The 16,065-nt window shown below is 58.8% G+C and carries 13 protein-coding genes; 4 read left to right on the forward strand and 9 right to left on the reverse strand.

Features of this window, described 5'->3' with window-relative positions:
* The first annotated feature begins 174 nt into the window (after window positions 1-174).
* The 4 genes from WBK19_RS07850 to ppsR all read left to right on the forward strand — a co-directional run bounded on the left by WBK19_RS07850 (window position 175) and on the right by ppsR (window position 7,146).
* Window positions 175-2,940, forward strand: coding sequence for an FAD-binding and (Fe-S)-binding domain-containing protein (locus WBK19_RS07850; protein WP_511288541.1), 2,766 nt, complete (start codon window positions 175-177; stop codon window positions 2,938-2,940).
* 74 nt (window positions 2,941-3,014) lie between these two features.
* Window positions 3,015-3,461 carry a universal stress protein gene (locus WBK19_RS07855; RefSeq protein WP_511288543.1) on the forward strand — a complete coding sequence of 149 codons (447 nt, stop codon included), beginning with the start codon at window positions 3,015-3,017 and terminating at the stop codon, window positions 3,459-3,461.
* A gap of 94 nt (window positions 3,462-3,555) precedes the next feature.
* Window positions 3,556-6,318, forward strand: coding sequence for a phosphoenolpyruvate carboxylase (gene ppc, locus WBK19_RS07860; protein WP_511288545.1), 2,763 nt, complete (start codon window positions 3,556-3,558; stop codon window positions 6,316-6,318).
* Between the two features lie 9 nt (window positions 6,319-6,327).
* On the forward strand, window positions 6,328-7,146 hold the full coding sequence (gene ppsR, locus WBK19_RS07865) for a posphoenolpyruvate synthetase regulatory kinase/phosphorylase PpsR (protein WP_511288547.1): 819 nt from the start codon (window positions 6,328-6,330) through the stop codon (window positions 7,144-7,146).
* A 71-nt stretch (window positions 7,147-7,217) separates the two neighbouring features.
* On the opposite strand, the gene fliB is transcribed toward ppsR, so the two are convergent.
* The 9 genes from fliB to bamA all read right to left on the reverse strand — a co-directional run bounded on the left by fliB (window position 7,218) and on the right by bamA (window position 16,065).
* Window positions 7,218-8,411 carry a flagellin lysine-N-methylase gene (gene fliB, locus WBK19_RS07870; protein WP_511288549.1) on the reverse strand — a complete coding sequence of 398 codons (1,194 nt, stop codon included), beginning with the start codon at window positions 8,409-8,411 and terminating at the stop codon, window positions 7,218-7,220.
* Window positions 8,412-8,506: 95 nt separating this feature from the next.
* Entirely contained in the window at window positions 8,507-9,283 is a 777-nt protein-coding gene (locus WBK19_RS07875) for a TrmH family RNA methyltransferase (RefSeq protein WP_511288551.1), read from the reverse strand.
* Window positions 9,280-9,870, reverse strand: coding sequence for a ribonuclease HII (rnhB, locus tag WBK19_RS07880; RefSeq protein WP_511288553.1), 591 nt, complete (start codon window positions 9,868-9,870; stop codon window positions 9,280-9,282). Before rnhB ends, WBK19_RS07875 begins: the two co-directional genes overlap by 4 nt.
* Window positions 9,858-11,003: a lipid-A-disaccharide synthase gene (gene lpxB / locus WBK19_RS07885; protein ID WP_511288555.1), complete on the reverse strand. Its 1,146-nt coding sequence runs from the start codon at window positions 11,001-11,003 to the stop codon at window positions 9,858-9,860. The genes rnhB and lpxB overlap by 13 nt, the downstream gene beginning before the upstream one ends.
* A 1-nt stretch (window position 11,004) precedes the next feature.
* A complete protein-coding gene (gene lpxA, locus WBK19_RS07890) occupies window positions 11,005-11,775 on the reverse strand; it encodes an acyl-ACP--UDP-N-acetylglucosamine O-acyltransferase (RefSeq protein ID WP_511288557.1) in 771 nt (256 codons plus the stop codon).
* A gap of 1 nt (window position 11,776) precedes the next feature.
* Window positions 11,777-12,211 (reverse strand): 3-hydroxyacyl-ACP dehydratase FabZ, encoded by a 435-nt coding sequence (fabZ, locus tag WBK19_RS07895; protein ID WP_226399761.1) that lies wholly within the window; start codon window positions 12,209-12,211, stop codon window positions 11,777-11,779.
* Between the two features lie 22 nt (window positions 12,212-12,233).
* The gene (gene lpxD, locus WBK19_RS07900; protein ID WP_511288559.1) at window positions 12,234-13,259 is read right to left on the reverse strand and encodes a UDP-3-O-(3-hydroxymyristoyl)glucosamine N-acyltransferase; all 1,026 of its coding nucleotides are present in this window, start codon (window positions 13,257-13,259) and stop codon (window positions 12,234-12,236) included.
* Window position 13,260: 1 nt separating this feature from the next.
* A complete protein-coding gene (locus WBK19_RS07905) occupies window positions 13,261-13,731 on the reverse strand; it encodes an OmpH/Skp family outer membrane protein (protein WP_226399765.1) in 471 nt (156 codons plus the stop codon).
* Between the two features lie 48 nt (window positions 13,732-13,779).
* The gene (bamA, locus tag WBK19_RS07910) at window positions 13,780-16,065 is read right to left on the reverse strand and encodes an outer membrane protein assembly factor BamA (RefSeq protein WP_511288561.1); all 2,286 of its coding nucleotides are present in this window, start codon (window positions 16,063-16,065) and stop codon (window positions 13,780-13,782) included.

Raw genomic sequence — 16,065 nt, forward strand, 5'->3', positions numbered from 1 at the left:
ATGGGGTTCCGCCTTGCTGGCGGGCGTTTCGAGTAGCGCAGGGAACCGGCGCAGCCGGCACCGACCCAGGGTCGCCTTCTTCTTTGGCTACTTTCTTCTTGGCGAAGCAAGAAGAAAGTACGCCCGCCAGCAAGGCGGAAACCTAAGCAAATTAAAACAATCAGAGACAAAATCATGAGCGATCTCATCCAAGACCTCAGCAAACTGCTGCCCAAACACCAGGTCATCACCGACGACCTCCGTCGCCTGGCCTACGGCACCGACGCCAGCTTCTACCGTCTGACCCCCGAGGTCATCGCCGTCATCGAAAACGAGCCAGAAGCACGCCAAGTGCTGCTGACCGCCAAGCTACACAACCGCCCCATCACCTTCCGGGCCGCCGGAACCAGCCTCTCCGGCCAGGCCATCACCGATGGCATCCTCGCCTTGATCGGCGAAGGCTTCGCCACCTATGAACAGAACGCCGATGCGAGCAGGGTCAAAGTTGGCCCCGGCATCGTCGGCGGCGAAGTTAACCGCCGACTCGCCCCGTTCGGCAAGAAGATCGGCCCCGATCCGGCTTCCATCGGCGCCGCCAAGATCGGTGGCATCGCCGCCAACAACGCTTCTGGCATGTGTTGCGGCACAGCCCAGAACAGCTACCGGACGCTGGCCGGCATGCGCGTCATGCTGGCCGATGGCAGTTGCCTCGACACTGAGGATCATCTGAGCGTCGATGCCTTCTCGAAAAGCCATGCCGTCCTCCTCGGCGAACTCGAGCGACTGGGTCGCGACACGCGCAACAACACCAAACTGGCCGAACGCATCCGCCACAAGTTCAAGATCAAGAACACCACCGGTTACAGTCTCAACGCACTGATCGATTACGAAGAGCCGATCGACATCCTGAGCCACCTGATGATCGGCTCGGAAGGCACGCTCGGCTTCATTTCGCGGATCACTTACAACACCGTCGTCGAAGACCCGTTCAAGGCGTCGGCGCTGGTTTTCTTCCCGGACATCCGCACCGCCTGCGAGGCGGTCATCCGCCTCAAGCCACAGCCGGTCTCGGCCGTCGAACTGCTCGACCGCCCGGCCCTGCATTCGGTCGAGAACAAGCCCGGCCTGCCGGCCATCATGCGCAAACTGGGCGAGGAAGCCGCCGCGCTGCTCATCGAAGTCCGCTCTTCCACGGTCGACGGGATAAATGAGCGAATTTCGCAAGTCCATGCCGCGATGGAAGGCGTCGCCACCGTCGAGCCGATGGTGTTCTCTACCGATCCGGCCACCTGCGAGATGTACTGGAAAGTCCGCAAGGGCACCTTCCCGGCCGTTGGGGCCATGCGTCGCACGGGCACCACGGTGCTCATCGAGGACGTTGCCTTCCACATTGAAAACCTGGCCGACGCGACGCTCGACCTGCAGGCCCTGCTCCGCCATCACGGCTATCGCGAGGCGATCATTTTCGGCCATGCGCTGGAAGGCAACCTGCACTTCGTCATCACCCAGGATTTCGGTGATGCCAGCGAAGTCGACCGCTACGCCCGCTTCATGGACGACCTCTGCCACATGGTCGTCGACAAATACGACGGCTCGCTCAAGGCCGAGCACGGCACCGGCCGCAACATGGCGCCCTTCGTCGAGCTCGAATGGGGCAAGGAAGCGGCCGACCTGATGCGCCGGATCAAGGCGCTGTTCGACCCGGAGAACCGCCTCAACCCCGGCGTCATCCTCAACGACAACCCGCACGCCCACCTCGAAAACCTCAAGCCAATGCCGGCCGCCGAAGACATCGTCGACCGCTGCATCGAATGCGGCTTCTGCGAACCGCTCTGCCCGTCGCACAGGCTGACCCTCTCGCCACGCCAGCGCATCACCAGCGTGCGCGAACTGGCCCGGCGCGCTGCAGCTGGCGAGCCAGCCGGCAGTATCGGCGAGGACTACGCCTACATGGGCCTCGACACCTGCGCCGCCTGCGGCCTGTGCTCGACAGCCTGCCCGGTCGGCATCGATACCGGCGACCTGACCCGCCGCCTGCGCGGCCGCCGACTCGGCGACACCGCGCGCGCCGTCAATGCCTGGACCGGAGAGCATTTCGCCACCTTGGCCAATGCCTCGCGCCTTGGTCTGAATGTCGGTCACGCCGTTTCCGGCGTCCTTGGCGACAACTTCCTCGGCCGCATTTCCGGTGGCGCGTGGAAGAAGAACATGCCGCATGCCGGCAAGGCACCCGTGGCACGCGCCACGCAAGGCGACCCGATCGTCTACTTCCCGACTTGCGGCGGCCGCATCTTCGGCCCATCAATCGCTGGCGAAAAGCAACTCGGCGACGTCATCCTTGAACTGCTGACCCGCGCCGGCTACGCGCCCATCCTGCCGGAAGGTTTCGACAGCCTGTGCTGCGGCCAGATGCTGGCCAGCAAGGGCATGGCCGAGGAGGCCGATGGCATGTCGAACACCCTCGAAGCAGCACTCATGAAAGCCTCGCAGAACGGCAAATACCCGGTGATCATGGACGCCAGTAGCTGCACCATCCGCATGCAGAAGCATCTTGCCGACCGCCTCAATCTCTACGATTTTCATGAATTCGCCGTCGATGCGCTGCTACCGCGCCTGATGATCAACAAGCAGGCCGGGCCCATCGCCCTGCACGTCAATTGCAGCGTGCGCAAGAACGGTTCGGATGCCAAGCTGAAGACCCTGCTCGCCGCCTGCGTCGAGCAGATCATCGAGCCGGCCGGCGTCACCTGCTGCGGTTTTGCCGGTGACCGTGGTTTTGCTGTCCCCGAACTCAACCGCCATGCCCTGCGCCACATTCACAAGGATCTGCCGGGCAACTGCGCCTGCGGCGTCTCTACCAACCGCACTTGCGAAATCGGCCTGACGGCAGAAACCGGCATCAATTACCAGTCCATCGCCTATTTGCTCGAAAAATGCAGTCGACCGGAGCAAACGTGTTGAGGATTTCCCTAACAGCGCAAACCCTGGCGAATTGCTAAGTTACGCCCGATCAAACAAATTCAAGGAGAACACCCATGTACAAGAAGATTCTGGTCGCCATCGACGATAGCTCAACCTCCCGCGGCGCCCTGGCCGAAGCACTGCACATCGCCCGGACGAGCAAGGCCAAGCTCTACATCACCCACGTCGCCGACGAAACCGTGCTCAACCTGCATGGCCACGCCATGTCCCACGCCGTCAATGTCGATGGCGCCGTCGCCAACCTGATCAAGGGAGGGCAAAAGCTGCTCGACGATGCCATGGTGTTGGCCACCGACGTCGATGCCGAAGCGCTGATGCTGGAAGCCTGCAACCGTCGCATTTCCGAAGTCATTTCCGACAAGGCCAAGGATCTGGGCGTAGACCTCATCGTCATCGGCCGCCATGGCCAGCGCGGCCTGGCCACACTGATTCTTGGCTCGGTAGCCGAACAACTGGCTAAAATTGCCGATGCGTCGGTATTGCTCGTACGCAAGCACTAAAGCCGCACGCTGCAGCCCCCGCCCAGGCGGGACAACGAAATGTGAAAATCAATGATCCCCGCCAGTCCGGGGATCATTCATGATGGGAATCCCAATGCCTGAACGCGCCGCCGACACCAACAAGGACGAACCTCTCCGCGACGACATCCGCCTGCTCGGCCGCATTCTTGGCGATACCGTCCGTGAGCAGGAAGGCGAATCGGTCTACGACATCGTCGAACGCGTCCGCCAGACCGCCGTGCGCTTCGCCCGCGACGGTGACCCGGCCGCCCGCGACGAACTCGCCGCCCTGCTCGACCCGCTGCCGCGCGACACGACCCAGGCCGTCGTCCGCGCTTTCAGCTATTTCCTGCAACTGGCCAACATCGCCGAGGACGAGCACCACATCCGCCGCCGTCGCGCCCACGATCTGGCCGGTTCGCCGCCACGCGAAGGCAGTTTGATTTTTGCCCTGGATTCCCTGTCGACCGCAGCCGTCTCGCCGGAAGTCATCGCCGACTTCTTCGCCCACGCCGTCGTCGCCCCGGTGCTCACCGCCCACCCGACCGAAGTCCAGCGCCAGAGCCTGATCCGCAATCACCGCGACCTGGCCCGCCTGCTCGACCAGCGCGAACGTCTGCAGATGACGCCGGAAGAGGAAGCCGAGAATGACCTCGGCATCGCCAACTCCATTCTCACCCTGTGGCAGTCGCGCATGCTTCGCCCGGTCCGCCTCAAGGTGCTCGACGAGGTCAAGAACGGCATCACCTATTTCAAGGAAACCTTCTTCACCGAACTGCCGCGCCTCTACATCCAGGCGACGCAGCAGTTACAAAAACGCTATCCAGACACGCATTGGGCGCTGCCGCCGTTCTTCCGCGTCGGCAGCTGGATCGGTGGCGACCGCGACGGCAACCCCTTTGTCACCGCAGAAATCCTGCGCGAAGCCCTGCGCCTGCAATCGGCCGCCGCGCTCAATCACTATCTCGAAGAAATCCACGAACTGGGCGGCGAATTGCCGCTCTCCGACCTGCTCGTTCAGGTCACGCCGGAACTGTTGGCGCTGGCCGAGCATTCGACCGACCACTCGCCGCAACGCGCCGACGAGCCCTACCGTCGCGCCCTGTCCGGCATCTATGCCCGACTGGCCGCCACCGCCCGCGTCCTCGACCACGTCGAGCCGGTGCGCCACGAAATCGGCCACGCCGAACCCTACAACACGCCGGACGCTCTGCGCGCCGACCTCAAGGTTCTGTCCAATTCGCTCAAACTGAACGGCAGTGGCAAGCTGGCCGGCGGCCGCCTGCGCCGACTGATGCGCGGCGTCCAGATCTTCGGCTTCCACCTGGCACCCATCGACCTCCGCCAGAACTCCGAAGTCCACGCCCGCAGCGTCGCTGAACTGCTCGCCGGTGCCGGCCGCAGCCCGGACTACGAAGCGCTTTCCGAAAATGAGCGAATTTCCCTGTTGACCGTGGAAATCAGCACCCCGCGCCCGCTCTACTCGCCCTATCTGAGCTATTCGGAAGAAACCCAGGGCGAACTGGCCATCTTCTTCGCCGCCCGCGAACTGCGCCAGCGCTACGGCGCCGCCGCGCTGCCCAACTACATCATCTCGAAGACCGACGGTGTTTCCGATCTGCTCGAACTCGCCCTGCTCCTCAAGGAATCGGGCCTGCTGCTGCCGGGCGCCAAGCCCAAGCTCGACGTTAACATCATCCCGCTCTTCGAAACCATCGAAGACTTGCAGAAGAGCGCCGCGACGATGGCCGGCATCTTCGCCATCCCGGCCTACCGCCAACTGATCGCCACCCGTGGCGACGAACACGAAGTCATGCTCGGCTACTCCGATTCCAACAAGGACGGCGGCTTCCTGACCTCGGGCTGGGAACTCTACAAGGCTGAAATCGAGCTGGCCCAGGTCTTCAAGCAGCACGGCGTGCGCCTGCGCCTGTTCCACGGTCGCGGCGGCTCGGTTGGTCGCGGCGGTGGCCCGACCTATCACGCCATCCTCGCCCAACCGGCCGGCGCCGTTTCCGGCCAGATCCGCCTGACCGAACAGGGCGAAGTCATTTCGACCAAATACGGCAACGCCGACACCGGCCGCCGCAACCTCGAAGTGCTACTCGCCGCGACGCTCGAAGCCAGCCTGACCGACCATGAAAACAAGGTCGAGCCGGCCGAGCAGTTCCACGCCGTGATGGACGACCTCTCGCTGCGCGCTTTCAACGCCTATCGCGGCCTGGTCTATGAAACACCGGGCTTCACGACGTATTTCCGCCAATCGACCGTGGTTTCCGAAATCGCCATGCTCAACATCGGCAGCCGCCCGGCTTCGCGCAAGGCCTCGGAGCGCATTGAAGACCTCCGGGCCATTCCCTGGGTCTTCAGCTGGGCGCAATGCCGCCTGATGCTGCCGGGCTGGTACGGCTTCGGTGCTGCGGTCGACGGCTTTCTAGCGGCAAATCCGCAAGGCCTCGTCACGCTGCGCCGCATGGTCAAATCCTGGCCCTTCTTCCAGAGCCTGCTCTCGAACATGGACATGGTGCTGGCCAAAACCGATCTCGCCATCGCCTCGCGATATGCCGAACTGGTCGCCGATACCGGCCTGCGCGAGCGCATTTTCAGCCAGATCAAGGCGGAATGGGCGCTAACCAGAAAGCACCTGCTGGCCATCCTCGAACAGGACGATTTCCTCGCCGACAACCCCATGCTCAAGCGTTCGCTGCAACTCCGCTCGCCCTACATGGACCCGCTCAACCACCTGCAAGTCGAGCTCCTCAAACGCCACCGCGCCGGCGAAACCGATGAGCGCGTGGCGCGGGGCATCCACCTGTCGATCAACGGCGTCGCGTCCGGACTGCGCAACAGCGGGTAAAATCACGGGATGCCTACCCCTATCAAACGCACCGTATTTTTCGTGTCCGACGGCACCGGCCTGACGGTCGAAGCCCTCGGACACAGCCTGATGACCCAGTTCGAGGACATCGAGTTCAAGCAGATCCGCATCCCCTTTCTCAAAACTGTCGAGAAAGCCCAGGAGGCGGTAGCCCGCATCAACGCCCAAGGCGAATCGGACGGCATGCGCCCTATCGTTTTCACGACGCTGATCAATCCCGAATTGGCCAGCCTCGTCCATCAATCCGACGCCTTCTGCCTGTCCTATTTCGAATCCTTCCTGGCCCCGTTGGAAGCTGAACTTGGCAAGAAATCGAACCACACGGTCGGCCGCTCGCATGGCTCAGCAGAAAGCTCCGAGTACAAACACCGCATTGAGGCAATCAACTACACGTTGGCCCACGACGACGGAATCACCGACCGCGATCTCGCCGAAGCTGACGTCATTCTGGTAGCCGTCTCACGCTGCGGCAAGACCCCGACCTCCCTCTATCTGGCCATGCAGTTCGGCCTCAAAGCCGCCAACTTCCCGCTGATTCCAGAAGACTTCGACCGTGGTTACCTGCCGAGCACGCTCGAAAAGCATCGCTCCAAGCTGTTCGGCCTGACCATTCAGCCCGAACGCCTCACCCAAATCCGCGAAGAACGTCGCGCCGGCAGCAAATACGCCTCGCTGGCCAATTGTCGCTACGAAATTGCCGAAGCCGAAAAGATGATGCGTCGCGAAGGAATCCGCTGGCTGGATTCGTCAACCAAGTCGATCGAAGAAATCTCGACGACGATATTGCAGGAACTGAAGCTCCGCTGACCGCCGCCAACCCGGCACCATGAAAAATGGCGCATCAGTCGATGCGCCATTTTTACGTTATTCCTCGGCTTTCAGGGTGGCAACAAGCCATACGCATCTTCCAACCGGTCCCAGCCGACCTCTTTCAAGGCCTGGTTGAAAAGCTCGGCCAGGCTGTCGTACTGGTAGATCCGGCAGAAAACGCCGACCGTTTTGATCAGGCTATCCCTGCCCGGCAAGGACCGGGCATCGGTGCTCATGGCTGCCAGCATGAAGCGCAAGGTACCAAAACGAAAAACGATTCCCAGGTAGTTCTGATAGGCCGATTGCGCACCAAACGGGAAGAAATCCCGGAACATCTCGTTCAGGACATAGTGATCCAGCAGGTAGGGGGTTACGGCCAGCGCCTCAGGCAGATTCTTCAGTCCGCGACGGTAGTTTTCGGGCAAGGTGTTTTCCGGCTCAGTACCCAGAGCCTGCGCAATGGCATCCTGCACCTTCTGGCGCATCGGCGAGCGCGCCTGATCTTTTCTCGATTTCCACACGGTGTGGAACAGTCTTGCCTGAAAATCATGGTCCGCTCGAATTCTGGAGAGCATTTTGACGGCCTCTCCACTCTCGAGAACAAATTGAAAATTTCCCAGCAGATCAGGCACCGAGGGAGGGTTTTCTTCCTTGATCACCCGATCCAGCTCGCGACAAAAAGCCCCCAGAACAACCAGTTTTTCCCAGGTTTGCAGGCCCTCCAAGCGCATCAACTGAAAACAGAAAATACGGATCTCATTCATTTCATGAAGAGATACGCCCCATTTTTCAGTGATCAGGTTGATCGTGTCCGGGCGAACCGATATTTCACCCTCGACGAAATCGAAGGCGTCGGCCTGAAGCAAGGCCTGGCGGGCGGCTTCGGGGCAGGAAAGAGTCAGGCTCTGTTCGATACTTCCCAGAATATCGCGCGTGAACCGCGGAAAATTGAAGCAGGTGTTCGAAAGCTTATCCTCGCCGATATCGCGATGGATGGCGCACAGACGCTCGTTCAGGAAAGGACAGTCGTTGGTGTCGGGCGTATTGACCGTGTTGGCGTACTTTTCGCGCGAGGGCGAGGCCTCGACCCGGAGCTTGTTCCTGAACAGCTTGCTCAGGACCGGCGGATAGGCTTGTGCTGGATCGATATAGGCCACAAAGGTTTTCTGATCGATGGAGATATCCCAGCCACTGCAGCAGGTGTCCTCGCAGTCGGCGCCAATGCAGCGAAAACGGCTGACGTAGCGGGGAATAAGCGCCATGCATGTATCCGCTCGGTGCAATATGGGCATGATCTAATCCGATTTGGTGCTCGTCGATTATCCGGTGTTCGCCGGCGAAACACTGCTTGCCGACACTATGCCACCATCGCCCGGCGGCGCACCATCTCGAACAGGCAAACGGCAGCAGCAGCAGCCACATTCAGCGATTCGACGGCACCCGGCATCGGAATCTTGATGCGCAGCCCGGCCGCTGCTATCAGTTCGGGCCGAACCCCCTGCCCCTCAGCCCCGAATACCCAGGCAATCGGCCCGTCCAGCCGGGCCGTATAAAGCGACGCGGCATCGTCGAGACAGGTCACCGCCGTGGTGCCTTCGTAGGCGACCATGAAACCACCCAGATCGACCTCTTCATAAATAGCCAGTGCAAAGTGGGCGCCCTGCCCGGCGCGCAGAACCTTAGGTGACCATGCCGAGGCGCAGCCCGGCGACAGCAATGCCTGCTTGATGCCAGCGGCGGCCGCCGTACGCAGCAATGTCCCGACATTGCCGGGGTCCTGCACCCCATCTATCAAAATTGCGTCTTTTTTCCGGTTGACCGTGGCATTCGCGCCCGGCGTCTTGATCAGCGCCAGCAAGCCGCTCGGCGTATCGACCAGGCCGAGATCACGCATAAGGGCATCGGCCAAAATGACCGTTTCCCGGCCTTCGACAAATCCGGCCACTTCGCCGCCAGCCTGCGCCGATTCGGCAACGATCAAGGTATCCACCGGCCCGAATGCGGCCTCGTAAGCCTCGACCAGATGCACGCCATCAAGCAACGTTTGCCCGGTTTTCCGCCGCTCGCGCCCGGACTCGGCCAGCCGCTTGAGCGACTTGAAAAACGGGTTGTCGCGCGACTGAATCTGCTTCATAGCAGGGAAAGCTGCTTGGCCACCGGACCAAAACTGCGGCGATGCACCGGCGAAGCACCGTGTTCTTCAAGCGCCTGAAAATGAGCTGCCGTCGGGTAGCCCATGTGGCGGTCGAAACCGTACATCGGGTATTGCGCGTGCAAGCTCAGCATTTCGGCATCACGCACCGTCTTGGCGAGGATCGAGGCCGCGGCAATCGACGCGATCTTGCCATCGCCCTTGATCACCGCTTCGCAGGGAATATCCAGTTTTGGACAGCGATTGCCGTCGACCATGGCGCTGGTCGGTCGCACAGCCAACCCGGCCACGGCCCGCTGCATGGCCAGCATCGTGGCGTGCAGAATATTCAGGCGGTCGATCTCTTCGACCGAAGCCGAGGCTACCGCCCAGGCCACCGCCCGTTCACGAATCAGGACGGCGAGCGCATCGCGCTTCTTTTCACTAAGTTTTTTCGAGTCGTTCAGACCCGGAATCGGTCGCAGAGGATCGAGAATGACGGCCGCCGCAACGACTGTACCGGCCAGCGGACCACGCCCGGCCTCGTCAATACCGCAGACGAGACCTTCGGGAACGATCAGTTCAGGCATTCAATGACCGCGTTGGCAGCCTTTTCGGCCGTGTTCTGACGTAGCTGCAAATGAATGTCAGTAAATGCCTCTTCAACCGCCGCGGCATTTTCCTTATCTTCATACAATTTGAGCAGCGCCTCAGCGAGGTTTTCCGGCGTTGCCTCGTCCTGCAGGATTTCCGGCACAACACAACGCCCGGCCAGCACGTTGGGCAGCCCGACGTAGGGCTGATAAGCCATACGCTTCATGAGCCAGTAGGAAAATTTGGCGATCTTGTAGGTAATGACCATCGGCCGCTTGATCAGCGCCGCTTCCAAGGTTGCAGTTCCGCTCGCCACCAGCGATACATCAGCTGCCCCAAGCGCATCCTGGGCGTGGCCAAATAGCAACCGGAAAGGAACTTCACCGGCCTGCTGGCGATAAATCGCCGCTTCAAACTGGAGGCGTGTCTCACGGGTCGCCAGCGGCACAACAAATATTGCGTTGGGCAAGCGCTCGACTATCAATTTCGCGGTTTGCACGAAGGTATCGGCCATCATCGCCAATTCGCCCTGACGGCTCCCTGGGAGCATTCCAAAAATCGGGTAATCGCGCGGCAACTCCAGTTTTTCGCGCACCGCCTGCTTGCTGGTTTGCAAGGGAATGATGTCAGCCAGAGGATGCCCGACATAGGTCACCGGAATGTGCTCTTTTTCATAGAGCGGCGGCTCCATCGGGAAAAGCGCCAGGACGCGATGGACAGCACGGGCAATCTTTTTAATGCGCCCGCCACGCCAGGCCCAGATCGACGGGCTGACGTAATGGATGGTCTTGACGCCAGCCGACTTGAGGCTGGTTTCCAGCCCAAGATTGAAATCCGGCGCATCGACACCAATGAAGATATCGGGCTTGATATCAAGCAGGCGCTTTTTAAGCTGGCGGCGAATACCGGAAATCTCCCGGTAGTTTTTCAGGGCATCGACATAGCCCATGACCGACAACTTCTCCATCGGCCACCAGGCTTCGAAACCTTGCGATTCCATGCGCGGCCCGCCGATGCCGAAGAACACGGCATCCGGCAAACGCTCTTTCAAGGCGGCGATGAGGTGACTGGCCAGGAGATCCCCGGAAGGCTCTCCTGCCACCATGGCAATCCGTACGGCGCGGCCCATATCAGCGAATGATGCCTCGCTTGGATACCTCGAGGAAGTCGACCAGGCGCTGCAGATCCGGTTGCGTCTTGGCGTCCTCGTTCAGCTTGCTCTTGGCTTCTTCGAGCAACAGCCCGGACTTGTAGAGCGTGCGGTAGGCGCGTTTGAGCGAGGTGATCGAATCTGCCGTAAAACCGCGACGCTTCAGGCCTTCGACGTTGATACCGTAAGGTGTCGCCGTATTGCCAGCCGCCATCAGGTAAGGCGGAACATCCTGCAGGATCACTGTGCTGACGGCAGTCATGACGTGCGCACCGATGCGGCAAAATTGATGAACACCGGTAAACCCGCCGAGAATAGCCCAGTCATCGACCACGACATGGCCGGCAAGCGAGGCATTGTTGGCAAAAGTGACCTTGTTGCCGACTTGGCAATCGTGCGCAATATGGACGTAAGCCATGATCCAGTTGTCGTCACCGAGACGCGTGACTCCGGCATCCTGAACCGTGCCTAGATTGAAAGTACAGAACTCGCGGATCACGTTACGGTCGCCGATTTCCAGACGGGTCGGCTCGCCGGCGTATTTCTTGTCCTGCGGCACTTCACCGAGCGAGCAGAACTGAAAAATCCGGTTGTCGCGACCAATGCGAGTGTGGCCACGAATCACGGTATGCGGACCGACGACGGTGTTGTCACCAATCTCGACGTTCGGACCGATAATCGAATACGGCCCGATCTCGACATTGGCGCCGATCTTGGCGCCCGGATCGACAATGGCAGTCGAATGGATCATTTTACAGCTTCCGCTGGGCGCACATCAGACGTGCCTCTGCCGCCAATTGGCCATCAACGCGGGCTTCACCCTTGAATTTCCAGACACCACGCATGTGGCGCTCGATCTCGACATGCAAATGCAACTGATCACCCGGCAATACCGGCTTCTTGAAACGCGCTTCATCAATGCCGGCAAAGTAAAAAACCGTATCAGCCGACGGCTTCTCGGACATCGACTTGAACGACAGAATACCTGCCGCCTGCGCCAGCGCTTCCATGATCAGCACCCCCGGCATCACCGGATGATGCGGAAAATGGCCCATAAAAAAAGGCTCGTTGATCGTCACGTTCTTGTAGGCATGGATGGACTTGCCCAGTTCAATCTCCACAACGCGGTCGACCAGCAGGAACGGGTAGCGGTGCGGCAGGTGCTCCATGATTGCTTGAATATCCATTTAATCAACCCCTTGCATTATTTTATTTAAGTTTTTTCTCAAGTTCAGCCACACGGTCTGCGAGCTTGGCAAGCCGACGAATATGCGATGCATTGCGCAACCAGTCCTCATGCGTATCGAGCGGTTGAACGCTCGTATAAACACCCGGTTTCATAATGCTTTTCATGACGGTCGAACCACCGGAAATCGTCGTGTCACCAACGATATTGAGGTGGCCCGAAATCATGCCGGCACCGCCGACAATGCAGTGCTCACCAAATACTGTACTACCGGCAACTCCCGTACATCCGGCCAACACACTGTTGGCACCGATCCGGCAGTTGTGTCCGACATGAACCAGATTGTCGATCTTGCAACCATCGCCAATCACGGTGTCTTCCAGAGCGCCACGGTCAACCGTCGTATTGGCTCCAATTTCGACATCGTTGCCAATCACCACTCCGCCAATCTGCGGAATCTTCACCCAGGACTGCCCGTCCGGCGCAAAGCCAAATCCGTCGGCACCGATCACAGCGCCGGAATGGAGTATGCACCCGTCCCCGATGCGGCATCCGTAATAAACAACAACGTTGGGATACAGCACCGACCCACCGCCGATCGAGACGCCATCGCCAATCACGCAGCCAGTGTGAATGACCACGTTTTCGCCCAAACTAACCCCATGGCCGATAACGACGTTCGGGCCAATGGCTACACTGGCGGGAATGGCAGACTCAAGCACGGCGCTCGCATGAACCCCGTGGAAACCAACAGATTGAGGATTCAGCAGTGCGGTAACCCGAGCGTAGTAAGCATAAGGATTAGCAGTGACAATGCGTGCCCCTGAAAACTCGCCAGCAGCATCCGGGCGCAAAATAACTGCAGATGCCTTGCTGCTCACTAGCTGACTCCGGAATTTCGGATTGGCCAGAAAAGTAATCTCGCCCGCAGCGGCAGAGACCAGCGGCGCCACTCGTGAAATGCGCGTTTCCTGGTCTCCAAGCACATCGCCGCCCAATTGGGCGGCGATGTCGGCAAGAGTATAAGAAATCTCACCCAAACCAGCCATATTACTTGCCTTCCGACAGCGCCTTGATCACACGTTCTGTGATGTCCAGGCGGGGACTGACCCAAACAACATCCTGCAGAATCAGGTCATATTTCTCGTTTTCGGCAATCTGCTTGATCGCCTTGTTGGCCTTCTCGATGACCGCCGCGTTTTCTTCGTTCTGGCGGAGATTCAGGTCTTCGCGAAACTCGCGCTGGCGACGCTGAAATTCACGGGAAATTTCGCCGAATTCCTTTTCTTTGGTCCGGCGTTCACTTTCCGCCATGGTCACGGAGTTCTTTTCCAGATTCTCCTGGAGACCCTGCAACTGCTTGGCCATGCGCTGAAGATCCTGATCGCGCTTGGCAAATTCGCCTTCCAGCTTCTTGGCAGCCTTCTGGGCAGCCGGCGCATCACGGAAAATACGCTGCGTGTTGACGTAACCAACCTTCAACTCAGAAGCGACCGCACCGGTGACGAACAATGCAGACATTAAGGATGCGAGAACTACAGACTTGATTTTCAACTTGACACTCCTGAATTAAAACGTGGTGCCCATCTGGAACTGGAACGATTCGGATTTATCGGATTCTTGCTTGTTAAGCGGCCGACCGAAGCTGAATTTTAGCGGACCAATCGGAGAAATCCACGAAGCCGACAACCCTGTCGAGTAACGAAGGCCACTGGAAGACTGAGCGGAATCATTCCCATAAACCTGGCCGGCATCAAAGAACCATCCCATGCGGAAGCTCTTTTCCATACCGGGGATACCCCACAGCAACTCGGCATTGCCGATTACACGGCGATTTCCGCCGATACGGTAATCAGTACCGGTGCTGACATCCCGGGTAATCGGGCCAAGACTTGAAGCCTTGAAGCCGCGAACGGACCCAATACCGCCCGCATAAAAGTTCTTGAAGAAAGGCAGGCCGGAATCACCATATCCCTCGGCATAACCCACTTCGCCATTCAGCATCAAAGTAAACCTTGAAGAGAGCGGAACGAAATGCTGCAACTGGTAGCTGGCGCGGTAGTAGGTCAGATCGCCGCCTGGCAGCGCAACTTCAAGCGATGCCTTTTGGAAAGTCCCGCGCGTTGGGAAGAAGTAGCTATCCTTGCCATCGCTGGACCAACTCAGGGTGAGTGGAATGGAGAGATTGGTCGCGCCGAATTTGCTGACATAATCCTTGTAATAACTCGGACTGGTGTCATAGGTCGAGATCGTAGTCGAATCGACACCCAAGCCAAAGCCCAACGATTCCTTTTCGCCGATCGGAAAGCCGAAACGAAGGCCGCCGCCATAAGACGACGAGCTGTAGGCAGCAATCGCCGTAGTCGTTGTGTTAACTGTTCGCTGATAGAGATCGAAACCCTGGCTAACACCATCCTGAGTGAAATACGGATTGGTGTAGGAAAACACATAGGTGCGGTAGGTCTTGGCAGAATTGACCTGAATCGCCACATTGTTACCGCTACCCATGAAGTTGTTTTGTGCAATCGAACCGGACAGGATGATCTTGTCTGTACTGGAGGTACCAAGACCCAGCATCAGGTTTCCGGTCGGCTTCTCGGTCACATTCACGTTCACGTCTAGCTGATCCGCAGTGCTAGGCACCGCTGGCGTCTCGATAGCGACGTCACCAAAGAAGCCCAAGCGGTCGAGCCGCTGCTTGGAGCCCGTCACTTTGTCTGCGTCGTACCAGCCGCCTTCCATCTGGCGCATTTCACGGCGAATGACCTCATCGCGCGTCTTGGTGTTGCCTGTCACGTTGATGCGACGGACATACACTCGCTTGCCCGGATCGACAAAAATAGTGAATGCTACCGTACGCTTGTCCTTGTCGATTTCGGGTGCAGCATTGACGTTGGCGAAGGCATAGCCCTCCTTGCCAAGACGGTCGCTGATGGCCTTGGTCGTGTCATTCAGCTTTTCACGCGAGAACACGTCACCCGGCTTGATGGTGACCAGTTTTTTTAACTCATCTTCAGGAATCGAAAAGTCACCAGCCATTTTCACAGATGACACCTGGAAACGCTCGCCTTCAACAATGTTGGCGGTGATGTACACGTCCTGCTTGTCCGGAGAAATTGAAACCTGCGTCGACTCGACAGTAAATTCCAGATAGCCCTGATTCATGTAGAAGGACTTCAGCTTTTCCAAGTCAGCTGACAATTTCTGCCGTGAATACTGATCGTTCTTGGTATACCAGGTCAACAAACCAGGCGTCGTCAACTCAAACTGACTGAGCAACTGTTTTTCGGAGAAGGACTTGGCACCAACCAAATTAATCTGCTTGATCTTGGCTGCAACACCTTCTTCGATATTAAAATTGATGCCAACACGATTCCGCTCTAGAGGGGTCACGGTCGTCGTGATATTGGCTGCATACTTGCCACGCGTCAGATACTGGCGCTTGAGTTCCTGCTCGGCCTTTTCCAGCAGAGCCCGATCGAAGATGCGCCCGTCAGCAATACCCGTTTCCTTGAGCGCCTTGACGATGACATCCTTGTCAAACTCCTTGAGGCCTACAAAATTGATTGTCGCAATTGCCGGCCGCTCCTGGACGACAACCACCATGACATCCTTCTCAACCTCGATCCGCACATCCTTGAAGAAGCCAGTGGCAAATAATGCCTTGATCGACTGCGCCGCCTTTTCGTCAGTCAGCGTTTCGCCAACCTTGACCGGCAAATAGCCAAAAACCGTACCCGCTTCGGTGCGTTGAATACCTTCGACCCGGATGTCCTTCACTGCAAAAGGTTCGAAAGCCAGCGCAGGTGTCGAAAACAGGCCAGCAATCAGGATGGACAACAGGGATTTTTTCAT

The sequence above is a fragment of the Azonexus sp. genome (assembly GCF_049652925.1).
GTDB lineage: Bacteria > Pseudomonadota > Gammaproteobacteria > Burkholderiales > Rhodocyclaceae > Azonexus.

What these genes read in the sequence shown, in the direction of transcription:
- WBK19_RS07850 (WP_511288541.1), top strand. Translation starts at nt 175, where the DNA reads ATGAGCGATCTCATCCAAGACCTCAGCAAACTGCTGCCCAAACACCAG.
- WBK19_RS07855 (WP_511288543.1), top strand. Translation starts at nt 3,015, where the DNA reads ATGTACAAGAAGATTCTGGTCGCCATCGACGATAGCTCAACCTCCCGC.
- ppc (WP_511288545.1), top strand. Translation starts at nt 3,556, where the DNA reads ATGCCTGAACGCGCCGCCGACACCAACAAGGACGAACCTCTCCGCGAC.
- ppsR (WP_511288547.1), top strand. Translation starts at nt 6,328, where the DNA reads ATGCCTACCCCTATCAAACGCACCGTATTTTTCGTGTCCGACGGCACC.
- fliB (WP_511288549.1), bottom strand. Translation starts at nt 8,411, where the DNA reads ATGGCGCTTATTCCCCGCTACGTCAGCCGTTTTCGCTGCATTGGCGCC.
- WBK19_RS07875 (WP_511288551.1), bottom strand. Translation starts at nt 9,283, where the DNA reads ATGAAGCAGATTCAGTCGCGCGACAACCCGTTTTTCAAGTCGCTCAAG.
- rnhB (WP_511288553.1), bottom strand. Translation starts at nt 9,870, where the DNA reads ATGCCTGAACTGATCGTTCCCGAAGGTCTCGTCTGCGGTATTGACGAG.
- lpxB (WP_511288555.1), bottom strand. Translation starts at nt 11,003, where the DNA reads ATGGGCCGCGCCGTACGGATTGCCATGGTGGCAGGAGAGCCTTCCGGG.
- lpxA (WP_511288557.1), bottom strand. Translation starts at nt 11,775, where the DNA reads ATGATCCATTCGACTGCCATTGTCGATCCGGGCGCCAAGATCGGCGCC.
- fabZ (WP_226399761.1), bottom strand. Translation starts at nt 12,211, where the DNA reads ATGGATATTCAAGCAATCATGGAGCACCTGCCGCACCGCTACCCGTTC.
- lpxD (WP_511288559.1), bottom strand. Translation starts at nt 13,259, where the DNA reads ATGGCTGGTTTGGGTGAGATTTCTTATACTCTTGCCGACATCGCCGCC.
- WBK19_RS07905 (WP_226399765.1), bottom strand. Translation starts at nt 13,731, where the DNA reads ATGTCTGCATTGTTCGTCACCGGTGCGGTCGCTTCTGAGTTGAAGGTT.
- bamA (WP_511288561.1), bottom strand. Translation starts at nt 16,065, where the DNA reads ATGAAAAAATCCCTGTTGTCCATCCTGATTGCTGGCCTGTTTTCGACA.